Below are 24,058 nucleotides of genomic sequence, written 5' to 3' on the forward strand. Positions count from 1 at the left end.
TTAAGCTTTAATTAAAATAAAATTTCATATTGGTGTTTTGTATTTATGATGATATAATTATGACTATGAGAGGATATAGTAATGATAAATATAAGACCAGTATCAGATTTGAGAAATAAATTTCCAGAAATTGAAGAGATTGTAATTAATACAGATTCTCCAGTTTTTCTAACTAAAAATGGATATGGAACAATGGTGATTATGAGTATTGAACAATATTCTAGTCTTTTTGATAATATAGAAAGAAAACTTGACCAGACTAATCAATTGGCCGAATCTCCATCACAAAGACTAAGTAAAGAAGAAATATTTGATAGAGCCAGAACTCGAATAGAAGGACGAGAAAAAATATAAGTAGAAATATTAACCGACAGAAAGGAGGTGGAATGATTGATTAACAAAGTAATATCAGCCTTTATGGCCTTATCTATGATGTTTTCTTCGACGATAACTCCCTTAAAAGCATCAAGCCCAGTTGATAGCAATGTTGAAACTATCATGAGTCTTGATTATAAAGATCAAAGTGAAGAAAATAATGAATCCTCTTTAGTGGAAAGTGATAGTAAGCCAGAAATGGCAAATACTAGTGAAGATGTTATAGAAGATTCATCAGAAGAAGAAATAATCTATAGCCAACAGTCTTTAAGAGCAGACATATATACTGATAGTTCTTTTAGCAAACTATCCGGTGTGGATTATAGCATAAAGATAAAAGGAAATTTTCCAGAAGCTGCTTGTATCAAGGCATATATTAAAGCTAATAAGGAAAAGTCTTCTGAGACAGAGGATGTCATTTCATTTGCCTTTGAAATATTTGATAAAGATGGAAATATTATAAAGGAAGATCAACCACAGACTTTTGAAATAGAAATAAAGTCAGATGAGATTAGTCCAGATGATGAATATTTCCTCTATGAAAATGATAGATATAAAACAATAAATGATTTCAATCTCCAAGCTGGATCTATAACTTTCTTTTCAAAAGCTAAGAGATTTATCCTAGGGAAAAATAAGCTCCAAGAACCAGATAATAAAGATTCTAAGCTAGCAGATGATTTAGCTGAGGAGCTTATTTATCAAGATCTTTATGCAGGAATATATAAGAATAAGTCCTATAGGGCATTGGCAGATGATAATACAAAGATTAGGCTTACTGGAAAATTACCAGCCAATGCAAGAGTGAGAGCCTACCCAGTTCAAATACAAATTCAAGGCCAAGAAGTTCTTGCAGCCTATGATATAGGCATTTTTGACAAGGATGGCAATGAGTACAAGGTAAGTCCAGATAATAATATTAAGGTAGAAATTACCAATACGGCTATCAAAAAGGCTAAAAAGGTTGAAGTTTACCACAAAGAAGATGAATATGCTCCAGAAGAAAAGCTAAGAGATAAAACAAAAACAGACGATACTGTTTCCTTTAAGGCAGATACTTTCTCCATATATGCAGTAACAGAGCCTGAAGGTAAATCCACTACTTTTATTTTCTTGAATGCGAATAAAGATAATCAGGACGAAGTGTATGACCTACAAAAAATCAGAAATGGTGAGAAGCTTACAGAGCCTGATTTGCCCATCTCATCAACTAAGGGCAAGTTTGATGGCTGGTACTATTATGAAAATAAATCCTATGGAGAAAAATTTGACTTTACTAAGCCAGTAGTAGTAAATGACAAATCTCCAGGTACCATATATTTGAAAAGTAAGTATACAGATACTTTATTTTTAAACTTCATTGATAGGAAAAAGTACAAGGCAGAGGATGGAAGTGATGGCTTTGTAGATGAGATAATAACTACCAGAGAAGTTACTGAGGGAAACAAGATTTCAGCAGATGATATACCAGTTATATCAAGTGAAAGTGAAACAGTATTTTCTCACTGGTCAACAAATCCAAATGGGGGAGTTCCCTTTGATTTTAACACTGTAATCACTGAAGATTTTATAAAGCAAAATAAGGCTAGTAAATCTTATGCAGAACTAAAGCTATATGCAGTTTACAAGAAAGCTTTGACAGTAACATTCGACTCCCAAGGTGGAACTTATGTTAATAAGCAAATAGTCTATAGTGGTGATAAGATTATTTTTTCTGACCTAACAAATCCTGTTAGGCCAGGCTATAACTTTAAATATTGGTCTGAAAGCCCCAATGGTCCACAGTTTAATACAAGTAAAATCATATCAAAAGATACCAAGCTATATGCGGTCTACTCTCCACAAGTTGTTAAATATACGATAAACCATTGGTTGGAAAATGCTGATGATGATGGATATTCTTTAAATCAATCTGAAACTAAAACAGCCAATGCTGGTACTCTTACTAATAAAGATTCTAGTACTTATAAACTTTCTAGTAGTATTCAAAAAAGAGAAGGAATGGTATATGACCATGCTGATAGTCAAAAAGTTATAAGGGGAGATGGCGGGACAGAAATAAATTTATACTACAAAAGGCAAAGATTTAAATATAAGATATTTACAGGCTTATGGCCAATTATACACTATATAGTAAATGAAGATGTAAAGTGGGGAGCTGATACGACTCCTTATTATAACCGTGCTAAACAAATTCTAGGGGATGGAGTAAGTTTTAAAGAAGATAGTGTCCTAGGACAAATGGTTACTTATCCGGTAAGAATGCCAAAGCAAGAGTATGTTTTAAGAGCTTGGAATGATGGGAAAAATGAATGGAATGTTAGAATAATTGATTTAGAAACTAATGATCTTATTAGGCTAGACCAACAAACTTCTCATTTAGACTCCGAAAGCCAAGGCTATACTGGAGGGGAGCTAATACCTGGCTACACTTTCAAATATGTAGAAAGCTCTGGTAATAAATTTGCAAGACCAAAAAAAGTTCATCCTAATGGTGGTACATCTGAATTACCAGAAGTATGGGTATACTATATTAGAAATAGGCATACATTAACATTTTCTTCCAATGGTAGTGGAAATGATATAACAATAAGCAATGTACCATATGATTATAATCTAGAAAAATATGTTCCTGATAATTATATAATAGGGCAAACTAAGAATTCTGATGGAAAAATTTTTGCAGGGTGGTATGACAATTCATCTGGCTCTGGAAATCCAATAGATTTTACTAAGAAAACTATGCCAGATAATGACCTCAAGGTCTATGCAAAGTGGGACTTGCCAAAGTATAAGGTTATAGCCTACAAGCAAAGAAATAACCCCGCAGCTGGTACAACAGAGCAGATAATCAAAGAAGGAGATACGGTAGATAGGAGCAAGCTTAGTGCTGACAAACCTCCTATTGCAATAGAAACTCCAGGCTCTGTCTTAAAATGGTACGCCTTTATAGATGGAGCTTTGACAGAATACAATTTCTCAGATCCTGTAACTAGCGATATATACTTGTACCCTGTTTGGCTAGCACCAGTAGGCAACGAGCTTCGACCATTATCGCAAATATATAAAGTGAAATATAGGGCTCCAGATTCTAGTGGAAAAGAGGCTATATACCTTGACCCCAAAGATTATGTAAACAATGCTGAAGCAGTAGTAATCGAACCATATATTGATAATAAATACCAATTTCCAGACGGCAAAGGATTGAGCTTTCCAAAAGATCAGCTATTCCAAGGCTGGATAATAGACCAAGAATCAGAATTTACGACAGTAAAAGAAAAAGAGATTCTCAAAAAAGTTTATAAGCCTGTAGATACTATAAATGTAGTGGGCAACATAATGTTTAAGCCTGTGTTTGCCAAATACGATATAACAAAACTTACCCTAAAAGAGATTGCACCAGATGGGACTTATCTAGCAGATGTTGTAATAAGTAATAGAGAGGACAATGAAGACCTAAGGGTCAACGATACAATCACTCTCCCACAAGCCAAAGCAACAAATACTAAGGGTTATAAGTTTCTAGGTTGGTCAACCACCAAAGATGGTAAGAATGGTAAAATTTTTGTTCCTGGGCAAAAAGTATTGCTAACAAATGAAAACTTGCCAAATACCTTGTACGGGATCTGGCAAGCCAATAGGACTATTAAAATTTATGACAAGAAAGCTGATTCTAGCTACGAATTGATAAAAGAAGTGACACTTGACCAAGGTGGGACCTACCAACTCCCAGTCTTAGCTGATAGAGATGGCTATAAGTTCTTGGGATTTGCCAGTAAGAAAGATGCAATCTTTCCAGACTATAAAAAAGGAGAAATCCTAAAAGCAGACAAACCACTTCCAGAAGAGCTATTTGCAGTATATCAAAAGAGTAAAAAAATAACTTTTCATAATACAAATAAAGACTATAATAGTACTTCAGCCAGGGCAGATGATGTCACAATCAAAGTAACCTATCAATTAAATGGTGAAAGAGTCAGCTATGATGAAAAGGAATTAAAAATCAAGCACGATCAAAGTGTGACTATCGACCTACCAATAGAAGCGAGCGATGTAGAATACCAAGTGATTCCCAATGACTACTTCAAACTTGTCTCCGTGACACCAGAAATACTAGGAGGTAGGTTTGGAGATCATTATAATGATGGCAAGGACAATATTACTGTAGAGATAGAGATTTCTCGTAAGAGATTGACTTACGATTCAAATATTGAAAGCATATATTTTAATGGGATAAAATATGAAAATGGTGGAACAATTATTTCTCCTTTTTTTACAAAAACCCTAGACAAAGATGCCTTAAACCATCACCATACTGATAGTTTTTATATTGAAGATAAAGTGCCAAAGGGATTTAAATTCATGGGCTGGTCAAGTACCCCAGATGGCGAGAATATGGTGGCGTATACAGACGAAACTTTGCTTCAAGATATAAAAGAAGAAAGATTATACGCTATATGGTCCAGACCGAAAAAGTTTGAATTTGTCATAGATAATCCTAGTGGTGACCCGAACATCAACTACACAGTCAAGCTTAATAATTATTATGAGGCAGAAAAAAATTACGATAGTGAAGCTACACTAGAAACGCCAACAGCAAGTAGTGTGACAGGTATTGTTCTAAACGCTCCTGGATATAGATATGAGATTATTGAGCCAGAGGGTCACGAAAAAGATGGCATATTTGACACATATACTTATATAATTAAAGTAAATACAGTTGTACCTACTGGTATCATAGACAACATTGGACCTATGGCCCTAATATTAGTACTTGCTATCTTGGGATTAGCTCTTAGACAATATAAGAAATATCTGCTTAGAGGAGGTTTTGATGAATGAACTAGAAAATGTTGAAGAATTTCTAAGAACAGTCAAATTTAAAAAGCAAGCCATAGGCGGGGTTTCTGAAAGTGACGCATTGGCAAAGCTACAACAAATCTCAGACCTCTACGCCCAAGCCTTCAAAATCCAAGAAGCCAAGTATCAGGCGATACTAGGAGAAAAGAATAGAGAATTAAGGCGATTAAGGGGAGAAGATGGATAATAGAACACCCCATTCCCATAGCAAAGACATGCTAGAAAGTGTTGATTTTACCAATATTAATAAAATAATCAAAAAAAGAAGAAAAGATCTAGCAAATAAAAATGCTATAAAATCTTTTTTTAAGAAATTATTAATGATTATAGTCGTTTTTTACTTCTTGTTCACTTTCATATTTGGATTTCAAGTCATCTACAATGATGATATGTTTCCAAAGATGGTTCCAAGTGACTTGTTGATCTACTACAGGCTAGATAGAGACTTCTATGTGGGTGATGTAGTAGTGGTAGCTAAGAATGATGCAAACTACACGCTAAGAATTGTGGCGGGTGGTGGAGATACGGTAGATATCTCCGAAGAAGGACAGCTGATAGTAAATAACTCATACCAAGCAGAAAGCAACATCTTCTATCCGACTGGGCAATATGACCAAACAGAAACTAAAGTCACATTCCCGATGAAATTAAAAGAAAATGAAGTTTTTGCCCTGGGAGATATGAGAAAAGGCGCCAAAGATTCCAGATACTTTGGTCCAGTAGAAAAAAATGAAATCAAAGGCAAGGTATTTACCTTGTTAAGAAGAAGCGGGTTTTAAGTGTCTGGCATTTTTCAGTAATTCGACTAGTAAGCCAGAACAATTCGGCACCCACTGTCATCCTTCTTGACCTATCCCAATTTAAATGTTATTAAATTGATGGAAGGTCAAACATCACGAAGTCCAAAAGCAGGCTACCCGCCACATATAGGGTGATTTGGCTAACGGAGCTGATGAGCAAGCGGAGCGCGTCGAAGGATCTCCTAAAGAAGGAATCACTTTCTATCAGGAAAATAATTATAAGGAGAAAAACATGAATCTAAACAAAATTTTTAAACAAGTAACAGGTATAGCTCTAGCAGCTACATTATTTACAGGCGGAATCAGTACAGCTTTTGCAGCTGCTACACCTGCAGTGCCAAGTGGATCAAATCAAGCTTTAACAGAAGCACCATCTATCACCAAAGAAGTAAGTGGTGGATATTTTGGTGGTGGTACATTTAATTACACTATCACACCAACAACTGCACCAGCTTATACAGGATACACACCTAGGACAAGTGATAGCCCACTTATAAGCCTAACTGACAGTGAAATCGAGATTGCTGCTGGAGAAACTACAGGAACAGAAGCAATAACAGTAAACCAAGCTGCAGTAGATAAAGCTCAACCAGGTGTTTATAGATATCAAATCAAAGAAAAAGCATCTGGCATAGCTGGTATGACAGATGATACTAGAACATTTGATGTAGACGTATTTGTAACAAGCGACAATGGAACAGGTAGAAAAATTGCCTACTATATAGTTTCTGTAGCTGGTCAAAAAGCTGAACTTAAATTTACTAATACTCTTGCACTAAAAGATTTGACAGTATCAAAAGTAGTAACAGGTAACCAAGCTGATTTATCAGATGAATTCAACTTTAGCTTTACAGTAACTCCAGCAAGTGGTACTACAAACACATCTGTTAGATATAACTATGATGGTAAAGATAACCAAGCGGTTAAAACAGGTGAGGCAGTAAATCTTGAGGGTGTTGGAAATGGTGATAAATTTGTCATTACAGGTTTAGCTGAAGGTGACTCTGTTACAATCACAGAAACAGATACTCAAAATAGAGGCTATACTACAACATATAAAGTTGATAATGGAACAGCTCAAGATGGTACATCTGCATCAGTAACTGGAAAGAATTCTACAGTAGAATTTACAAACACAAGAACAGCAGAAATCCCAACAGGTCTTATAGAAAACATTGGGCCATTTGTAATAGCAATCTTAGCAGCAGGATTTATCTTATTTATCTACTTTAAGAACAACAAAAAAGAAGAGGAATTAGCATAAAATATATATTTTAAAGGAGCTGGCATTTGCAGGTATTAGCAGATATATCGCGTATAGGCGAGAAAATCCTTGATCGCCTTGTCGCTATCATTTTAATATTGGTCATACTTTTCGCAGGCTACTCTCTTTGGAATTCCTATATGCTTTATCGTGGCGGCTTTGCTGGTGATGAACTTTTGAAATTTAAGCCTCAAATGACTGCAGATGGAGAAAACCCTACTTTGTGGGATTTGATGAAAATCAACGAAGATGTCATAGCTTGGGTCACTATAGATGACACAAAAATAGACCATCCAGTCCTCCAAGGAGAGGACAATATGGAATATGTCAACAAGGATGTCTACAAAAAGTTTGCCCTTTCTGGGTCAATATTTTTAGACTACCGCAACAAGAAAGATTTCACCAACCCATACTCACTCCTATATGGCCACCATATGGACCAGGGAGGGATGTTTGGTGATGTAGTTCTCTTTGAAAATAAAGATTATTTTGACAAGCATAGGACTGGCACACTTTATTTGCCAGATAAGACATATAAAATAGAAATATTTATGTGCTCTAAGGTTGATGCCTATGACCATCTTGTTTTTAATCCGGATTCTATAGCGACTATGGATCAAAGACAAGATCTCATAGACCATGCAAGGCAAACAAAACTGCAAGAGCGAGACATAAATATTGGCGATGATAGGATTATAGCATTATCCACTTGTGAGAAGGCTACTACCAACGGTAGGACTGTGATACTTGGAGTTCTTCGACCTATAAATGGAGATAAGTGATGAAAATTTTTAGAAGAATAAGCAGAATATTAATATTGGCTATTATAGTCCTATTTCCATTTGTAGATTCAGATGCTTCCAGTGTCAGTGTTCCAATAAGTGTAGACTGGCATTATGGTGATGAAAAATGGGATCAGTCTCCTCATAGATCAGATGTCAAGCTAGAAGCTATTGGCAATGCACCAGCTGTAAAAGAAGATTTTTTTGGTAGTGGAGATTTATCTTTCAACTTAAAACGAGAATTTAAAAATCCTGGCAAGTATGAATACCTAGTCTACCAAACTAATGATGATATTATAGAAGAAAATAGAAGTGTTTTTTATGACAAAACGGTTTATAGGTTAATATTTTACGTTCAAAATTCTAGCAATGGTCTAATCGTATCAACCTATGCCTACAACAATGAAGATTATTCAGATAGTAATCTAGGCAAAAGCCCAGAGATTAAGTTTAAGAATAATGACCCGAATAAGGATGGCGGATCAGCGGCAAAGCCAAATGAACCAAGCGAAACAGACCCTGGCAAAACTTCACAAAAAGATAATCCACAAGCTAAGCCTAAAAATACATTAGACCCAGCAAAAGCTTCTGACCAAAAAGAAGTTTCGAAAAACAAAAATCCCAAAGCAAATGTACAAACAGGCATAGAAAGTGTGATGCCATGGCTGCTAGTGCTCGTAGCCGCCATAGTAGCTTATTGCCATACAAAAAATGATATATTCAACAACAAGGCTCGTAGTTAATTACGAGTTTTTTCTTTGGCAAACATTAGAAATAATAATATTTACCTAGAAGTGAATCTAAAGAGATTTAGCCTCTTTTTTCCTTACTAATAAAATATGTTATAATAGTAAAAAAGCCTAGGAGATTTACATGGATATTATAAAACCATCAACTATTGCCGGTGTTATGGAATTACTTCCAGCCGACCAAGAAGTTTTTGACTACATAAAAAATACTATAGAAGAAACATTCAAAGATTACGGATTTGCATCAATTGACACCCCTGTCATAGAAAAAAACGAAATACTTTTTGCCAAGGGTGGCGGCGAGACAGAAAAGCAAATTTTTGAGATAGCAAGCGAATCCAAGGATATGAGTCTACGTTTTGACCTCACAGTTCCCCTTGCTCGCTATGTGTCAGAACACTTTTCTGATCTAAACTTCCCATTCAAGAGATACCAAATTGCCAAGGTTTATAGAGGTGAGCGCAACCAAAAGGGTAGATACAAGGAGTTCTACCAAGCAGATATAGACATCATAGGCCACAACGACCTATCTATATATAATGATGCTATCTTGCCTTTTGTAATGTACAAGGCCTTTGAAAAACTAGACTTGCCAGCTTTGACCTTCCATATTAACAACAGAAAATTGCTAAATGGATTCTTCCAAAGTTTAGAAATAGATGACACTACAGAAGTGTTGAGGACTATAGACAAAAAGGATAAGATTGGCATAGAAAAAACTCAAAGTCTACTTAGTGAAATTGTTGTAGGAGAAAAGGCAGAAGATATACTAGCTTTTATCCAAAATCCAGCGGAGGGCCATGACCTTATAGCAAGGCTTAAAGAATTCGACGGCAATGACCTATACAAAGATGGCCTTAGCGAGCTAGAGATAGTATACGACTATATGCTAGCCTTTGGCGTGCCAGAAGCAAATATCAAAATCGACCTTGCCATAACCAGGGGTCTAGACTACTACACATCAACAGTCTATGAAACCTTTATCAATGGCTATGAATCCATTGGATCTGTTTGTTCTGGTGGTAGATATGAGAATTTGGCCAACAATTTCTCCAAACAAAACTTACCAGGAGTAGGTATGTCAATTGGCCTAACCAGACTATTTTACCAACTTCAAGAGCTAGGCCTTGTTAGCCAAATGCATGGAGTAAGTACTGATGTCCTTGTTTTGCCAATGGATCCATCCCTACACATCTACGCCATAGAAGTCCTAAAGAAGGTCAAATACCAGGGCCTAAAGGCAGATATTTACCTAGAAGGCGGCAAATTTAAAAAGAAGATCAACTATGCTGATAAAATCGGCGCCAAATACGCCATCATAATAGGCGAAGAAGAAGCTAATAATAAAGAAGTGTCCATCAAGAATATGGAAAGTGGAGAACAGACCAAGCAAAAGATCGAAGATTTGCACATAGGCAATTGATTTCATAGTAAAATACTGCTATACTATTAGTAGGTAAAACTAGCAATTAATAAGAAAAATTTACGGAGGTCATTATGACAAAATTAACTGAAACAGTACAAACTGGCGATTGGGCAAGTGAAAAACACGTGCCAGAAATCACAATCGAAAAATGTGAAGACGGCAAAATCAAAGTTACAGCAGCAGTTGGATCTGAAATCGAACACCCAAACACACTAGAACACCACATTTCTTGGATCAAAGTATTCTTCCAAGCAGAAGATGGCAAATTCCCAATTGAAATTTCTTCATATGAATTTAACGCTCATGGAGAAGATGATGTACTATCAGTACCAAGCGCAACAGGCATCCTTAAGACAGACAAAAAAGGTACAGTTTACGCACTAAGCTACTGCAATATCCACGGTTTATGGGAAAATGCAGCTGAATTAAACTAAATATTATGCTAGAGAATCAGACACATAGGCTTATTTTGTGTCTGATTTTTTTTAGGGCAAAAACGGAGGTGGTAACTTTTAGTAAAATATATAAATAAAATTTTGACAAAGTGTAGATGGCGTTATATAATACAAATGAAGGTTAAAAAGATAACATAGTTTTAATTAAAGGAGATAGTATGGATTTTACGATAGATAATACCCATAAAATGCTAAGAGAAATGTACAGAGACTTTGCAGTACGTGAAGTTGAGCCTCTAGCAGCAATTATTGACGAAGAAGAAAGACCACCTTATGAAAATATACCAAAGCTAAAAGACGCAGGATTCTTTGGTATTCCAATTCCAAAAGAATACGGTGGAGAAGGTGGAGATTACCTAGGATATGTAATGGCTGTAGAGGAATTATCAAAAGCTTGTGCATCAACTGGAGTAATAGTTTCAGCTCATACATCTTTATGTGCATGGCCAATTGAAAAATATGGTACAGAAGAACAAAAGCAAAAATACCTAACAAAACTTGCAACAGGTGAACATATAGGAGCATTTGCCCTAACAGAACCAATGGCTGGTACAGACGCATCTATGCAACAAACAACAGCTCATATATCAGACGATGGTAAATATTACATATTAAATGGATCAAAAATATTTATCACAAACGCAACTATTGCAGACACATTTATAGTTATAGCTATGACTGACAAATCAAAGGGAACACACGGTATTTCTGCATTTATAGTAGAAAAAGACACCCCTGGATTTACAGTTGGACTACCTGAAAAGAAAATGGGTATCCACGGATCTGCAACATGTGAACTTATTTTTGAAGACTGCAAAGTACCTGTTGAAAACTTACTAGGCAAAGAAGGTAAGGGATTCAAGGTTGCCATGACAACACTTGACGGTGGACGTATTGGTGTAGCTGCTCAAGCACTTGGAATCGCAGAAGGCGCTCTAGAAAAAACATTAGACTATGTAAAAGAAAGAGAACAATTTGGCAGACCTCTAGCAAAATTCCAAAACACACAATTCCAATTAGCTAACCTAGCAAATCAAATTGAAGCAGCAAAATACCTAGTATACAAAGCAGCTTGCGACAAAGACGCTGGAGCACCTTACACAGTAAGTGCAGCTAATGCAAAACTATTTGCAGCTGAAACTGCTATGAACGTAACAACCAAATGCGTACAACTATACGGTGGTTATGGTTACACAAGAGATTACCCAGTAGAACGTATGATGCGCGATGCAAAAATCACAGAAATTTACGAAGGTACATCAGAAGTTCAAAGAATGGTAATAAGTGGAAGCTTATTTAGATAATAGGAGTTAATTGTGAATATATTAGTATTAATAAAACAAGTACCAGACACAAACGAAGTAAAGATTGACCAAGAAACTGGAAGAATCATGAGAGAAGGTCTTCCTTCAATCATCAACCCAGACGACTTGGCAGGACTTGAAGAAGCATTAAAAATCAAAGACCAAAACGGAGCTCACATCACAGTTCTAACAATGGGACCTCCACAAGCAGCAGCAGCCCTACAAGAAGCTTACGCTATGGGAGCTGACGAAGTAATCCTACTAACAGATAGAGCATTCGGTGGAGCAGATACTTGGGCAACATCAACAGCACTATCAGGTGCAATCGGTTCTATAGAATACGACCTAATCATAGCAGGAAGACAAGCTATAGACGGTGATACAGCACAAGTTGGCCCACAAACAGCAGAACACTTACACATCCCATCAATTTCTTATGTAGAAGAAATAGTAGATGTAAACTCTTCTAATATCACAGTAAAAAGACAATTTGAAGATAGATACCAACTTATCAAAGCAAACTATCCTCTATTAATCACAACACTTGGTGAAATGAACCAACCAAGATATATGAGAGTATCAAGAATTTACGACTGCAACAGAGAAGACGTTGTAAAAGTTTGGACAGTTGATGATATAGAAGTTGATAGAGACAACATAGGTTTACAAGGTTCTCCAACTAGAGTAAAAAGATCCTTCACAAAAGGAGCTAAACAAGCTGGAAAAGTATTTGATGTACCTGCTGATGAAGGTGCTAGCCTAATAGTTGATAAGTTAAGCGAAGAGTTTTTAATTTAAGGAGTTAAGATGTCCGAATATAAAAATGTATTAGTAGTTTGCGAACAAAGAGATGGCCAATTACAAAATGTTTCTCTTGAACTAATTGGCAAAGCTCGTGACCTAGCAAATGACCTAGAAAGTAAAGTAATTGCAGTAATCATAGGTAAAAAAGTTCAAAACCTATCAGAAGAATTGATAAAATACGGTGCTGATGAAGTTTACTACCACGAAGATGACAAACTAGACAAATATATCACAGAACCATATGTAAAAGCAACAGTTGCCATCATCAACGAACTAAAACCAGAAGTAGTACTATTTGGTGCAACAACAATAGGCCGTGACTTAGCACCAAGAGTATCTGCCAGAGTAGGCTGTGGTCTAACAGCAGACTGTACAAAACTAGAAATAGACGAAGAAACTGGTCTACTAAATATGACCCGTCCAACCTTTGGTGGCAACCTAATGGCAACCATCCAATCACCAGAAGCTCGCCCACAAATGTCAACAGTAAGACCTGGTGTAATGCCAAAACAAGACCCAGACGATGCTAGAGAAGGCGAAGTTCATCACTTTGATGTAGAACTTACAGATGAAGATGTAAACGTTCAAATTATCGAAGAAAAACAAGAAGATAAGAAAAAAATCAAAATCGAAGATGCAGAAGTACTAATAGCAGTAGGCCGTGGTATAGGATCAGCTGACAATATGAATCTAGCTTACGAACTAGCAGAAGTACTAGAAGGTGAAGTTGCATCATCAAGAGCTGTAGTAGATGCAGGTTGGTTAGAAAAAGACCGTCAAGTTGGACAAACAGGTAAAACAGTTAGACCAAACCTATACATCGCCCTAGGAATCTCTGGAGCCATCCAACACTTGGCTGGTATGGAAGAATCTGATCTTATCGTAGCTATCAACAAAAACCCAGATGCAAACATCTTCAACGTTGCAGATGTTGGAATCATAGGAGATATCAACGAAGTAGTCCCAGAACTAATAAAGAAAATAAAACTTGCAAAATCAGCAAAATAATCCCCTAAAGTAAATCGCGATTTAAATTGAGAACAATTATCATATAAAACATTTTCATAACACATATATTGTATATGTGAACAAATAATTTGGAGGATAATCATGGACTACAATACAATCAAATATGAAGTAAACGGATATATAGCAAAAATTACTATGAATAGACCAAAGGCTCTCAACGCTCTAAACTCTAAAGTTTTAGACGAGCTTGACAAATGCCTAGACGAAATCAAGGCCAATAATGACCTTAGAGTTCTAATCATCACAGGTGAAGGCAGATCATTTATAGCTGGAGCAGACATCAAAGAAATGTCTGACCTTGGCGGACTAGAAGCAAAGGCTTTCGGCAACAAGGGTCTATCAGTATTTAGAAAAATCGAAACATTACCAATCCCAGTAATAGCAGCAGTAAACGGCTTTGCCCTAGGCGGTGGCTGCGAACTAGCTATGAGCTGTGATATCAGAATCGCATCAAACAAAGCTCTATTTGGTCAACCAGAAGTAGGTCTTGGCCTAATCCCTGGCTTTGGTGGCACACAAAGACTACAAAGACTAGTAGGACAAGGTTGGGCAAAATACCTAATCTATTCTGCAGAAAATATCAAAGCTGACAAAGCTCTTGAAATCGGTCTAGTTCAAGACGTAGTAGAAGTAGAAGAACTAGAGGAAAGAGTAAATACTCTTGCAGAAGTTATAGCTAGCAAAGCTCCAATAGCAGTAAAACTTGCCAAAGAAGCTATCAACCAAGGCGCACAAGTAGATATCGACCAAGCAATGAGAATAGAAGAAAATGCCTTTGGCCTAGTATTTACAACAGAAGATAAAAACATTGGAACACAAGCATTTATCAACAAAGAAAAAGCAGAATTCCAAAATAAATAGGAGGAAATAATGAAAATTGGTGTAATCGGTGCAGGCACAATGGGTGCTGGAATTGCAGAAGTAGCAAGCAAAAAATACGAAGTTGTAGTAAGAGATATCAAAGATGAATTTGTTGAAAAAGGTAAAGCCAAAATAACAAAATCTTTCGAAAAATCAGTAGCAAAAGAAAGAATCACAGCTGAACAAAAAGACGAATACCTAGGAAGACTTACATTTACAACAGATGTAAACGACCTAAAAGACTGTGACCTAATAGTAGAAGCAGCAAGCGAAAACCCAGAAATCAAAAAGTCAATCTTCAAAGAACTTGACGAAATCTGCAAAGAAGACGCAATCCTAGCTTCAAACACATCATCAATCTCTATAACAGAAATTGCAGCAGCAACAAAAAGACCAGACAAAGTTATAGGAATGCACTTCTTTAACCCAGCTACAATCATGAAATTAGTAGAACTAATCCAAGGAATCACAACAAGTGACGAAACTGTAGCAAAAGTAAAAGAAATCACAGAAGAAATCGGCAAAACACCTGTAGAAGTAAAAGAAGCTCCAGGATTTGTAGTAAACAGAATCCTAATCCCAATGATCAGCGAAGGTATCTATGCCCTACAAGAAGGTCTAGCTAGCCCAGAAGGAATCGACACAGCAATGAAACTTGGTGCAAACCACCCAATGGGACCACTAGAACTAGCTGACCTTATCGGACTAGACATAGTACTAAACATCATGGACTACCTAAAAGACACATTTGGTAATGACAAATACGCAGCTCCAGTACTATTAAGACAAAAAGTAGCAGCAGGCGAACTAGGTAGAAAAACTGGTAAAGGTTTCTACGATTACAGCAAATAAAACATATAAAAACATACAGAAAGGAATATAAATGACTAGAAAAGTAGTAATAGCAAGTGCAGCAAGAACACCAGTAGGTTCATACGGTGGCGCATTCAAAACAGTATCAGCTAGAGAACTAGGTGCAGTAGCAGCTAAAGAAGCAATCAAAAGAGCAGGCATCAAACCAGAAGATATAGACGAATCAATCCTAGGTTGTGTACTACAAGCAGGTAATGGACAAAATATAGCTCGTCAAATCGCACTAGATGCAGGAATTCCAATAGAAAAACCAGCAATGACACTAAACATCGTTTGTGGATCTGGCCTAAGAAGTGTATCACTAGCAGCACAAATGATCATCGCTGGAGACTGTGATGTAGTACTAGCAGGTGGTACAGAATCAATGTCAACTGCTCCATACCTACTAACAGACGAAAGATGGGGAGCAAGAATGGGAGACAAAAAAGTTGTCGATGAAATGATCAAAGACGGCCTTTGGGACGCATTCAATGACTACCACATGGGAGTAACAGCAGAAAACATCGCTGAAAAATTCGGCCTTACAAGAGAAGAACAAGACGAACTAGCTGCAACAAGCCAACAAAGAGCAGAAAAAGCAAGAGCTGAAGGTAGATTCAAAGACGAAATCGTACCAGTAGAAGTAAAGGGCAGAAAAGGCAAAGTAACTGTAGTAGAAGAAGATGAATACATCAAAGAAGGCGTAACAACAGAATCAATCTCTGGATTAAGACCAGCCTTCATCAAAGACGGTACAGTAACAGCAGCAAACGCATCAGGAATCAACGATGGAGCAGCAGCCCTAGTAGTAATGAGCGAAGAAAAAGCTAAAGAACTAGGCGTAACACCACTAGCAACAATCGTATCATACGCAACAGAAGGTGTTGATCCAAAAATCATGGGTACAGGCCCAATCCCAACAGTAAGAAAAGCTCTAGAAAAAGCTAACCTAACACTAGAAGACATCGACCTAATCGAAGCAAACGAAGCATTCGCAGCACAAGCCCTATCAGTAATCAAAGAACTAGGTCTAAACACAGACATAGTAAACGTAAACGGTGGAGCAATAGCAATCGGTCACCCAGTAGGAGCATCAGGAGCAAGAATCCTAACAACACTTCTATATGAAATGCAAAAAAGAGACTCCAAAAAAGGTATCGCAACCCTATGTATAGGTGGCGGTATGGGTACAGCAGTAGTAGTAGAAAGACCATAATAACAAAAGACCCCAAAACCCGCTCTAAAAAGGTTTTGGGGTTTTATAATGCTTAGCAGAACAATCTTATAATGCCTATAGAAAATAGCAAAATATTTAAATAAACAACCCAAAAAACCATAAATATTTTATCAATATTGGCCAATTTCCCTACAATGCCTAATTTCTAGCAAAAAGCTATTGTATGTTATTTTCAAATCAGATATAATATAGTCAATAAAGTAATTATTACGTACTTATACTGCGTAATCGGTTTCAAGTAGTTGAAATTTTATCAACGAATAATGTCAACCTATTACTTTCTTCTAACGATCGATCTGATCGAGCTAGGATACCCTAGAAAAAATACTTGACGATTCTTCAAAGTATTTTCGAAGTTTTATCAAAAGAATCAAACATATCAGATACACCATATTTTCTCACGGGAAAATGCTAGCCTACATAAACCGTAGCTACTTATGTCACATAGCGTTGGGAAAAGAAGTGTATCAAATTGCTTTTTCGCAAAATACAAGACAAAGGAGAAAAAACAAAATGAAAAAAGCAACAAATAGAATTTTGTCATTCTTAACAGCTTTTGCAATGGTAATCGGTGTACTAGTAGCTCCATTCACAAGCGCTAATGCAGCTGATGACGAAAAAACCGAATCATTAACTATCCATAAAATTTTGATGGATAAAGATTCTTTCGGCGCATTTAATGCAGGAACAACAGGTAAAGATGGTACTGAATATGATGGTAACGAAATCAAAGATGTAAAAAAATTCTTTATCGACAAAGAAAACACAAAAGGTACAGCTACTGAAATAGCAGGAGCATACTTTGTTGTTAAAAATGCAGACGGTACAAAATTTGTCAAAGAAGATGGTACTGAAACCGACAATGAAGACGAAGCTCTAAAAGGTACAACAACAGCAACTGGTTTAGTATTAAATACTACAAACCTAAAAGGAACTTACAAAATTTACGAAGATCAATCTAAATCTTCATATAAGAATGCAGATGATCAAAAAGTTCTAGCTGATGCAAAAGCAGTTCCAATAGAAATTACACTTCCATTAGTTAACAATGATGGAGTTGTAAAGAATGCTCACGTTTATCCAAAGAATACTGAAGATAAACCAGAAATCGACAAAAACTTCAAATACGAACAAGGAAAATCAAAAGTAGCTGAAGGCTATGATGCTGCTGCTGAAGGTGCAGGTGCTGAAGTTGGTGCTAAATATGAAAATTATGATAAAAATAAAGCTACAGTAACTTCAGAACTTGGAAAGAAAATACCATTCGAAGTTAAAACAAAAATCCCAGCAAAATCTAAATATAAAAAATTAGTTTGGGACGACCAAATGCAAGAAGGTCTTGTATATAATAAAGACTTAACAATTTCTGGTCTTGAATTAACAAAAGATACAGACTATAAAATCTATGAAACAAATAGAGGATTTAGACTTGTATTTACAACAGATGGTCTAACAAAAGTAGAAAATGCTGCAGCAAATGGTGATGTTGAACTAACATTGACATATTCTGCTCATCTTGACGGAACAGTTAAACCAGACCAAGTAAAAGAAAACAACGTAACATTTGATTATAGCAACAAGCCTGGTAGTGAAAATGAACCACCAGAAACAAAGCCTTCTAATAAAGAAATCGAAGTTTCTAAAACATGGGCATCTGATGGTCCAGAAATAACAGAAGCAGATAGACATGTTAAAGCAGTATTTACTCTTCAAGAAAAACAAGCAGATGGAAGCTGGAAAGACGTTGATGAGTACGAATCAAATTATAAAGAAGACTTTACACATAAATTTACAGGCTTAGACGATGAAAAAACATACAGAGTAGTAGAATCTGTTTCAGGTTATGAACCACAATATCAAAAAACTACTGAAGATGGTAAAGTTGTTATCGTAGATAAAATTGATAACGATAATCCAAAAACATTAAAACCAACAAATCCAAAGGTTGTTAATGGTGGAAGAAGATTTGTAAAAACTGACAGTGAAGACACACCAAACAGACTTGCAGGTGCTGAATTCTACGTTAAAGATTCTACAGGTAAAAAATATCTAGTAGCTAAATCATCAACAGAAGCTGATGCTGCATCTATTGATGTATCTGAAAAGAAAACAGCATTGAAAAATGCAGTAGATGCTTATAATAAACTTTCAGCAGAAGAACAAAATGGTCAAGCTGGAACAACAGCAAAAGCAGATATAGATAAAGCTCAAGATGAATACAATAAAGCATTTGTAAAAGCGGCACAAGCTTATGAATGGAGAGAAGCTACAGAAGCTCCAACTGATGCAGTTGTATTAGTATCTGATTCTGAAGGTAGACTTGAAATTACAGGTCTTGAATATGGCGATTATAAACTTGAAGAGGCTAAAGCTCCAGAAGGATTCGCTAAACTTAATGGAACAGTAGACTTCAAAGTAGAAAAAGGTTCATATGATAGTAAAACAGCTGATGAAGAATTAGACTATAAACAAAACAAAGAAGATGGTACTCAAGTATTTGGTAAACAAATCAAGAACAAGAAAGTATCAATCCCACAAACAGGTGGAATCGGATCACTAATCTTTATCGTAGCAGGTCTTGCAATCATGGGACTAGCAATCGTAATGAAGAGAAGAAACGCTGTTGAAGCTTAATCGCTGATATAGTAACAAAAAACTAAATAAGAAAAAGCAATAAGAGAGCTCAGGATTCAATTTTGGGCTCTTTTTGTATAAACAAAATAAAGGAATATTTAATAAAACTTTCTAAAGAAACAAGAAATGATATAAAGGTAGGTTTGTCAATTGTAGTAGTCGCAGCATCAATTATTATATTTTTAGTTATAGCTTATTTAATGAAATTATTGATAAAAGATGAAAAAATATTCCTAGCTTTATTAATAGTAATTAGTATATTATTTACATTGTTAGTAATGAAGATAATTGAATCAAGCGATATGTTTAATACTAATGATTATGATTTTGTTGTTGGATTATTTGACATTGTTGATGATATTATCACTCTTTTAACTTTTGTATTTGCATTTATAGGTTTAGAAACAAAAAGTTTTACTGATTACAAGCAAATTATTTTATCCCTGATATGTATTAAGATTTTAACTGTATCAGTTAAAGGTCTTAATTTAAAAAAGAAGATATTAAATAATAAAAAGTAATTTCTTTTAGATTTTAGTTTTAGAACCATTAAAAAATTACAATCTAGGACTATATATTTAAGAAAATTACTAATCTAATATCAGGATAATCAATTGAATTTAATATATATGCTTGTATAATAAAACCAAATATTGATTTGTCTTTACAATTCTAATTAATAATTTTTAAGGAGATGATGTAATGCTTTACTCAAGCAATAGAAAATTAAATTTAAGTGGTTGGTTATTAAATAATAACAAATCTGCTTTCGATTCTCCTCTTAAGCTACAGAAATTTGTACTTTTTTATGAATTATTTAGCAGGATTGATGGGGACCATGCAGAATTCGATCACTTACGAGGTTGGAAAAAGGGCCCGGTATTTAGCAATTTGTGGGGTGACTATACTAAGGATAATGCTGAGTTTTTAGTCAAATGTAAGGAAATAAATGAAGCTGATAATTCTGATATTGATATGGAAAGAGTTCAATTGGTTGATTTTATTGTTTCTATTTTAAATGAAAGTGAGCTTTCTAATCTGACTCATGAATTAAATTTGTGGAATGCAAAAAAAGGATAGAATTCTATCGGGAGAACAACAGGTTAAATTAGATATAGAAGATTTTAGTACAGATGATATCAAGCTACTAAATACACTTAGAGAAATGTATCCTATAGATTTAATTAACAATATTAAAATCTTACCAATATCCAACTATAATATTTTAATATCAGATGATGATTATAATAATCTTACAGAGGAACATATGGATGTACTATCTGAAGTTGTAGAGAACGGAGAGTTGCACAATCCAGTATATGTTGAGATTGATGAGAATGGGGTAATGGATATTGATTAGAGAAAAAGACGTTATTACAATGAAACTTCCATATCCAAACATAAACTCTAAACTTGCTACTAATTCTCACATGTATATTTGTAGATCGGTTAATAATAATAAACATAAGTTTCTTAAATGCCAAACACTTAAACCTTATATGCTAAAAGCTGAGAGCAATCCAATTACCTCTTATCATGATGAGAGTCCAGGCCCTAATAGAAATCCTTTTAATAAGAAAACGAGAATTGACTGTGATAAAATATTTAATTCTTTAAATGTAACTTATGATATAAAACTGTTAGCAAAGTCAAGACGTGATGTGAGTGATGAGGTATTTAGTGTTTTATTAAACAAGCTAAATAATAAATCTCCGATGGATATTACATTAAATGAGCATGATTTAGTTAATTTAAATAGGTATATTACTTTTATATAGTACAAGAGACTAATATATATAAAATTATTAGTTTTCAATCAAGATTACACACAACAGCTACTAGAATATATTTCTGGTGGCTTTTTGTATATTAAGTATTATTCTTAAACATATGAACCTATAAAATTTCCAAGCACACCTGTCATCCTCGAGGGAGTGGATACGACCTAAGGATCTTTGAGGGGAATATGTTTGTATAGGAGATTCTTCGCATACGCTCAGAATGACAGTGGGTTTGATGAGATTGGCCCTTCTCTTTCTGTCATCCTTGAGGGAGTGAACACGACCGAAGCATCTTTTCTTAGAACCATTCCTCTTATCCATATTTTATAAATCGAATATTACTATATAATATAACATCCAAACAAAAAAAGGTGGTGGTGTATTTTTACACTTATCACCTTTTTTTCTGTATTAGTTTTTAAATTTGATTGGGTTTGCGTAGGTTAGGATTTCTTCTCCTTTTATATTTAGATGATCTTTCTTTTGTGTTTTCACTTTCTACTGTAAATGATAAACTAAAAGTGGTCCAAAAATCGATTAATTCTGATCGAAAAATGGTCCACTTGTTTTAGTTTATCCTCCATATGTAAAGTAAACATATGGAGGTATGTGAGGTGATTAAATTAATGGACAAGCATGCAATAATAAGGCTTAAAAATCAAGGATATTCAAATAGAGAAGTATCTAAAATACTTAAGATTAATAGGAATACTGTAGCTAAATATTGGAATAAGTACCAGGAGGATGTTAAGAATTTAGATAATCCTGATTTAGATAGATCATTAGTTCAAGAAGAAATTGCCAAGGCGCCTTCCTACGATTCTTCTAATAGAAAGAAGATCAAATATACAAAAGAAGTAGATGAGTATCTTGATCAGATTTTAGAAAGTGAGAAAAGAAAGTATTCTTCTTGGGTAATCATAAACAAGCTTTAAGCGTTGTTCAGATTCATAAGATGATTGTTGATAAGGGTTTTGATATATCTTATCCTTCAATAGCAGTTTATGTTAGAAAGAAAAGAGAAGCTTCTAAAGAATGTTTCATTAAGCAAGTATATGATTTTGCTGATAGGTTAGAATATGACTTTGGTGAACTTAAGCTTGTAATAGATGGCGAACTTGTTAATTTAAATATGGCTGTAATGAGTTCACCAGCATCTAATTTTAGATGGGCTTATCTATACACAAGTCAAAATCAAGATGTATTCTTTGATTCACAAGTAAGATTTTTTAATATGATTGGAGGAATGTATAGAGAAATAGTCTATGATAATATGAGAAATGTTGTTAGTAAGTTCATAGGTAAAAATGAAAAAGAACTTAATTCAAGACTAATAGAGTTTGCCAACTACTATGGCTTTTCAATCAATGTAACCAATTGTTTTTCAGGAAACGAAAAAGGTCATGTTGAAGGAAGTGTTAGGATAATTAGAAAGGATGCTTTTTGTGAAAAATATGAGTTTGATTCAATTGATCAAGCACAAGAGTACTTAAATTCTAAACTTATGGAGTTAAATAAGGACTCTAAGATTAATGAGGAAAAGAAACACATTCTAGTCCTAAGACCTACTTATGAACTATCAAAAGTATCTTTTGCTAGGGTAGATAAGTATTCTTTAATACAAGTTGATAAAAACAAGTATTCACTACCAGATTACATGGTTGGAAGAACTGTTCTTGTTAGAACTTATGCTAGGGAAATTAAAATATATGTAAATGATAAACTTCTAGCCGTTCATAAAAGAAAAGATGGTGCTAATGAATATAGCATTGACATCACTCATTACCTAAAATCACTAGCACGTAAACCAGGTGCAATTCGTAATTCTCTCGCCTTAAAAAGTCAGCCTGATTTAAAAAACATCTTCGATAAATACTTTACCTCTAACCCAAAGAAGTTCATAGAATTAATAGAACTTAACAAAGATAAGGATATTGATCAAATAGTTGATATCTTAAATAACTATTCTAACACTAAGAAAGAACTTGATGTATTAGATATTGTAAAAACTGATAAAAAAGAAGCTGACATAGAAATAAAGGCAAGAAAAATAGTATCCTCCTATGATAGCCTTGTTATTGGAGGCTAATATGAATATTAAAGAAGCTTCTAACATACTTAAGCTCTCTTATCTAAGAGAGTCATATGAGGATTTAATAGAAGAATCATCAAATCTAAACTTATCTAACGAAGACTTCTTAAAACTTTTCTTAGAAAGAGAGGTAGAAAGAAGAAAAAACAACGGGATAGCAAGAAGAATAAGAAATGCTAAATTTATCAACAAGAAATTCTTAGAAGACTTTGATAAAACAAAATATTCTCTAGAACTAAACAAAAAATTTGAATATCTTGAAACACTAAAATTCATAGATAACAAAGAAAACATAATCATGATAGGAACACCTGGTTGTGGAAAGACTCACTACGCTACAGCCTTAGGTATAAAAGCGTGTATGAAAGGGAAAAATGTACTCTTTACATCAGTTCCCAACTTAGTAATAGAATTACAGGAGGCAATGAGTAAAAATCAAATTACTAATTACAAAAGAAAATTTGAAAAATATGATTTAGTAATACTAGATGAGCTAGGATATGTATCATTTGATAAAACAGGATGCGAAATATTATTTAATCTCCTCTCATCAAGAAATGATAAGGGATCAATAATATTAACCACAAACCTAAACTTTGAAAGATGGGAAGAAGTATTTAAAGATCCAATGCTAACGGGAGCAATAGTAGATAGACTTGCTCATAGAGCCCATATCATGGATATGTCTAGGGAAAAATCATATAGGATGGAAGATAGCATAGAGTGGTCAAAAAATATTTAAAAATATATGTA

General features: G+C 34.8%; 23 protein-coding genes. All 23 read left to right on the plus strand.

The genetic code is table 11. The annotated features are described in order from the left end of the window. Positions 1-81: 81 nt before the first annotated feature. The 23 genes from BN38_RS08310 to istB all read left to right on the plus strand — a co-directional run bounded on the left by BN38_RS08310 (position 82) and on the right by istB (position 24,047). On the plus strand, positions 82-354 hold the full coding sequence (locus BN38_RS08310; protein WP_044566797.1) for a type II toxin-antitoxin system Phd/YefM family antitoxin: 273 nt from the start codon (positions 82-84) through the stop codon (positions 352-354). Positions 355-390: 36 nt separating this feature from the next. After that, positions 391-5,217 carry an InlB B-repeat-containing protein gene (locus BN38_RS08315; protein ID WP_044566798.1) on the plus strand — a complete coding sequence of 1,609 codons (4,827 nt, stop codon included), beginning with the start codon at positions 391-393 and terminating at the stop codon, positions 5,215-5,217. After that, positions 5,210-5,422, plus strand: a complete 213-nt coding sequence (locus BN38_RS08320) for a hypothetical protein (protein WP_044566799.1) — start codon at positions 5,210-5,212, stop codon at positions 5,420-5,422. Before BN38_RS08315 ends, BN38_RS08320 begins: the two co-directional genes overlap by 8 nt. Beyond that, the gene (lepB, locus tag BN38_RS08325; protein WP_049944477.1) at positions 5,415-6,014 is read left to right on the plus strand and encodes a signal peptidase I; all 600 of its coding nucleotides are present in this window, start codon (positions 5,415-5,417) and stop codon (positions 6,012-6,014) included. Before BN38_RS08320 ends, lepB begins: the two co-directional genes overlap by 8 nt. A 253-nt stretch (positions 6,015-6,267) precedes the next feature. Beyond that, entirely contained in the window at positions 6,268-7,299 is a 1,032-nt protein-coding gene (locus tag BN38_RS08330; protein ID WP_044566800.1) for a DUF7601 domain-containing protein, read from the plus strand. 26 nt (positions 7,300-7,325) lie between these two features. Beyond that, positions 7,326-8,081, plus strand: a complete 756-nt coding sequence (srtB, locus tag BN38_RS08335; RefSeq protein WP_044566801.1) for a class B sortase — start codon at positions 7,326-7,328, stop codon at positions 8,079-8,081. Next, positions 8,081-8,824, plus strand: a complete 744-nt coding sequence (locus BN38_RS08340) for a hypothetical protein (protein WP_044566802.1) — start codon at positions 8,081-8,083, stop codon at positions 8,822-8,824. Before srtB ends, BN38_RS08340 begins: the two co-directional genes overlap by 1 nt. Positions 8,825-8,954: 130 nt before the next feature. After that, a complete protein-coding gene (hisS, locus tag BN38_RS08345) occupies positions 8,955-10,253 on the plus strand; it encodes a histidine--tRNA ligase (RefSeq protein ID WP_044566804.1) in 1,299 nt (432 codons plus the stop codon). Between the two features lie 74 nt (positions 10,254-10,327). Then, the gene (locus tag BN38_RS08350; RefSeq protein WP_044566806.1) at positions 10,328-10,690 is read left to right on the plus strand and encodes a class II SORL domain-containing protein; all 363 of its coding nucleotides are present in this window, start codon (positions 10,328-10,330) and stop codon (positions 10,688-10,690) included. A 179-nt stretch (positions 10,691-10,869) separates the two neighbouring features. Further along, complete coding sequence (locus BN38_RS08355) at positions 10,870-12,015, plus strand: acyl-CoA dehydrogenase (protein WP_044566808.1); 1,146 nt, start codon at positions 10,870-10,872, stop codon at positions 12,013-12,015. A gap of 12 nt (positions 12,016-12,027) precedes the next feature. After that, complete coding sequence (locus BN38_RS08360; protein WP_044566809.1) at positions 12,028-12,813, plus strand: electron transfer flavoprotein subunit beta/FixA family protein; 786 nt, start codon at positions 12,028-12,030, stop codon at positions 12,811-12,813. Positions 12,814-12,822: 9 nt separating this feature from the next. Next, positions 12,823-13,827 carry an electron transfer flavoprotein subunit alpha/FixB family protein gene (locus BN38_RS08365; RefSeq protein ID WP_044566810.1) on the plus strand — a complete coding sequence of 335 codons (1,005 nt, stop codon included), beginning with the start codon at positions 12,823-12,825 and terminating at the stop codon, positions 13,825-13,827. 102 nt (positions 13,828-13,929) lie between these two features. Further along, positions 13,930-14,709, plus strand: a complete 780-nt coding sequence (locus BN38_RS08370) for an enoyl-CoA hydratase-related protein (RefSeq protein WP_044566811.1) — start codon at positions 13,930-13,932, stop codon at positions 14,707-14,709. 9 nt (positions 14,710-14,718) lie between these two features. Continuing rightward, positions 14,719-15,561 carry a 3-hydroxybutyryl-CoA dehydrogenase gene (locus BN38_RS08375; protein WP_044566813.1) on the plus strand — a complete coding sequence of 281 codons (843 nt, stop codon included), beginning with the start codon at positions 14,719-14,721 and terminating at the stop codon, positions 15,559-15,561. Between the two features lie 31 nt (positions 15,562-15,592). Next, positions 15,593-16,777 carry an acetyl-CoA C-acetyltransferase gene (locus BN38_RS08380; protein ID WP_044566814.1) on the plus strand — a complete coding sequence of 395 codons (1,185 nt, stop codon included), beginning with the start codon at positions 15,593-15,595 and terminating at the stop codon, positions 16,775-16,777. A gap of 534 nt (positions 16,778-17,311) precedes the next feature. Continuing rightward, a complete protein-coding gene (locus tag BN38_RS08385; RefSeq protein ID WP_044566816.1) occupies positions 17,312-19,432 on the plus strand; it encodes a pilin N-terminal domain-containing protein in 2,121 nt (706 codons plus the stop codon). 62 nt (positions 19,433-19,494) lie between these two features. Then, complete coding sequence (locus BN38_RS08390; RefSeq protein WP_044566818.1) at positions 19,495-19,953, plus strand: hypothetical protein; 459 nt, start codon at positions 19,495-19,497, stop codon at positions 19,951-19,953. Between the two features lie 181 nt (positions 19,954-20,134). Next, positions 20,135-20,512 (plus strand): hypothetical protein, encoded by a 378-nt coding sequence (locus tag BN38_RS08395; RefSeq protein WP_044566821.1) that lies wholly within the window; start codon positions 20,135-20,137, stop codon positions 20,510-20,512. After that, positions 20,496-20,792, plus strand: coding sequence for a hypothetical protein (locus BN38_RS08400; RefSeq protein ID WP_044566823.1), 297 nt, complete (start codon positions 20,496-20,498; stop codon positions 20,790-20,792). The genes BN38_RS08395 and BN38_RS08400 overlap by 17 nt, the downstream gene beginning before the upstream one ends. Then, a complete protein-coding gene (locus BN38_RS08405) occupies positions 20,785-21,210 on the plus strand; it encodes a hypothetical protein (RefSeq protein ID WP_044566825.1) in 426 nt (141 codons plus the stop codon). Before BN38_RS08400 ends, BN38_RS08405 begins: the two co-directional genes overlap by 8 nt. A gap of 629 nt (positions 21,211-21,839) precedes the next feature. Beyond that, positions 21,840-22,148, plus strand: coding sequence for a terminase gpP N-terminus-related DNA-binding protein (locus BN38_RS08410; protein WP_044565608.1), 309 nt, complete (start codon positions 21,840-21,842; stop codon positions 22,146-22,148). Beyond that, positions 22,124-23,302: a Mu transposase domain-containing protein gene (locus tag BN38_RS08415; protein WP_044566827.1), complete on the plus strand. Its 1,179-nt coding sequence runs from the start codon at positions 22,124-22,126 to the stop codon at positions 23,300-23,302. The genes BN38_RS08410 and BN38_RS08415 overlap by 25 nt, the downstream gene beginning before the upstream one ends. Position 23,303: 1 nt before the next feature. After that, the gene (gene istB, locus BN38_RS08420; RefSeq protein WP_044566829.1) at positions 23,304-24,047 is read left to right on the plus strand and encodes an IS21-like element helper ATPase IstB; all 744 of its coding nucleotides are present in this window, start codon (positions 23,304-23,306) and stop codon (positions 24,045-24,047) included. Positions 24,048-24,058: the final 11 nt, after the last annotated feature.

It is taken from the genome of Anaerococcus provencensis (assembly GCF_000312365.2).
Taxonomy (GTDB): domain Bacteria; phylum Bacillota; class Clostridia; order Tissierellales; family Peptoniphilaceae; genus Anaerococcus; species Anaerococcus provencensis.

What these genes read in the sequence shown, in the direction of transcription:
- BN38_RS08310 (WP_044566797.1), top strand. Translation starts at nt 82, where the DNA reads ATGATAAATATAAGACCAGTATCAGATTTGAGAAATAAATTTCCAGAA.
- BN38_RS08320 (WP_044566799.1), top strand. Translation starts at nt 5,210, where the DNA reads ATGAATGAACTAGAAAATGTTGAAGAATTTCTAAGAACAGTCAAATTT.
- lepB (WP_049944477.1), top strand. Translation starts at nt 5,415, where the DNA reads ATGGATAATAGAACACCCCATTCCCATAGCAAAGACATGCTAGAAAGT.
- BN38_RS08330 (WP_044566800.1), top strand. Translation starts at nt 6,268, where the DNA reads ATGAATCTAAACAAAATTTTTAAACAAGTAACAGGTATAGCTCTAGCA.
- BN38_RS08340 (WP_044566802.1), top strand. Translation starts at nt 8,081, where the DNA reads ATGAAAATTTTTAGAAGAATAAGCAGAATATTAATATTGGCTATTATA.
- hisS (WP_044566804.1), top strand. Translation starts at nt 8,955, where the DNA reads ATGGATATTATAAAACCATCAACTATTGCCGGTGTTATGGAATTACTT.
- BN38_RS08350 (WP_044566806.1), top strand. Translation starts at nt 10,328, where the DNA reads ATGACAAAATTAACTGAAACAGTACAAACTGGCGATTGGGCAAGTGAA.
- BN38_RS08355 (WP_044566808.1), top strand. Translation starts at nt 10,870, where the DNA reads ATGGATTTTACGATAGATAATACCCATAAAATGCTAAGAGAAATGTAC.
- BN38_RS08365 (WP_044566810.1), top strand. Translation starts at nt 12,823, where the DNA reads ATGTCCGAATATAAAAATGTATTAGTAGTTTGCGAACAAAGAGATGGC.
- BN38_RS08370 (WP_044566811.1), top strand. Translation starts at nt 13,930, where the DNA reads ATGGACTACAATACAATCAAATATGAAGTAAACGGATATATAGCAAAA.
- BN38_RS08375 (WP_044566813.1), top strand. Translation starts at nt 14,719, where the DNA reads ATGAAAATTGGTGTAATCGGTGCAGGCACAATGGGTGCTGGAATTGCA.
- BN38_RS08380 (WP_044566814.1), top strand. Translation starts at nt 15,593, where the DNA reads ATGACTAGAAAAGTAGTAATAGCAAGTGCAGCAAGAACACCAGTAGGT.
- BN38_RS08385 (WP_044566816.1), top strand. Translation starts at nt 17,312, where the DNA reads ATGAAAAAAGCAACAAATAGAATTTTGTCATTCTTAACAGCTTTTGCA.
- BN38_RS08395 (WP_044566821.1), top strand. Translation starts at nt 20,135, where the DNA reads ATGCTTTACTCAAGCAATAGAAAATTAAATTTAAGTGGTTGGTTATTA.
- BN38_RS08400 (WP_044566823.1), top strand. Translation starts at nt 20,496, where the DNA reads ATGCAAAAAAAGGATAGAATTCTATCGGGAGAACAACAGGTTAAATTA.
- BN38_RS08410 (WP_044565608.1), top strand. Translation starts at nt 21,840, where the DNA reads ATGGACAAGCATGCAATAATAAGGCTTAAAAATCAAGGATATTCAAAT.
- istB (WP_044566829.1), top strand. Translation starts at nt 23,304, where the DNA reads ATGAATATTAAAGAAGCTTCTAACATACTTAAGCTCTCTTATCTAAGA.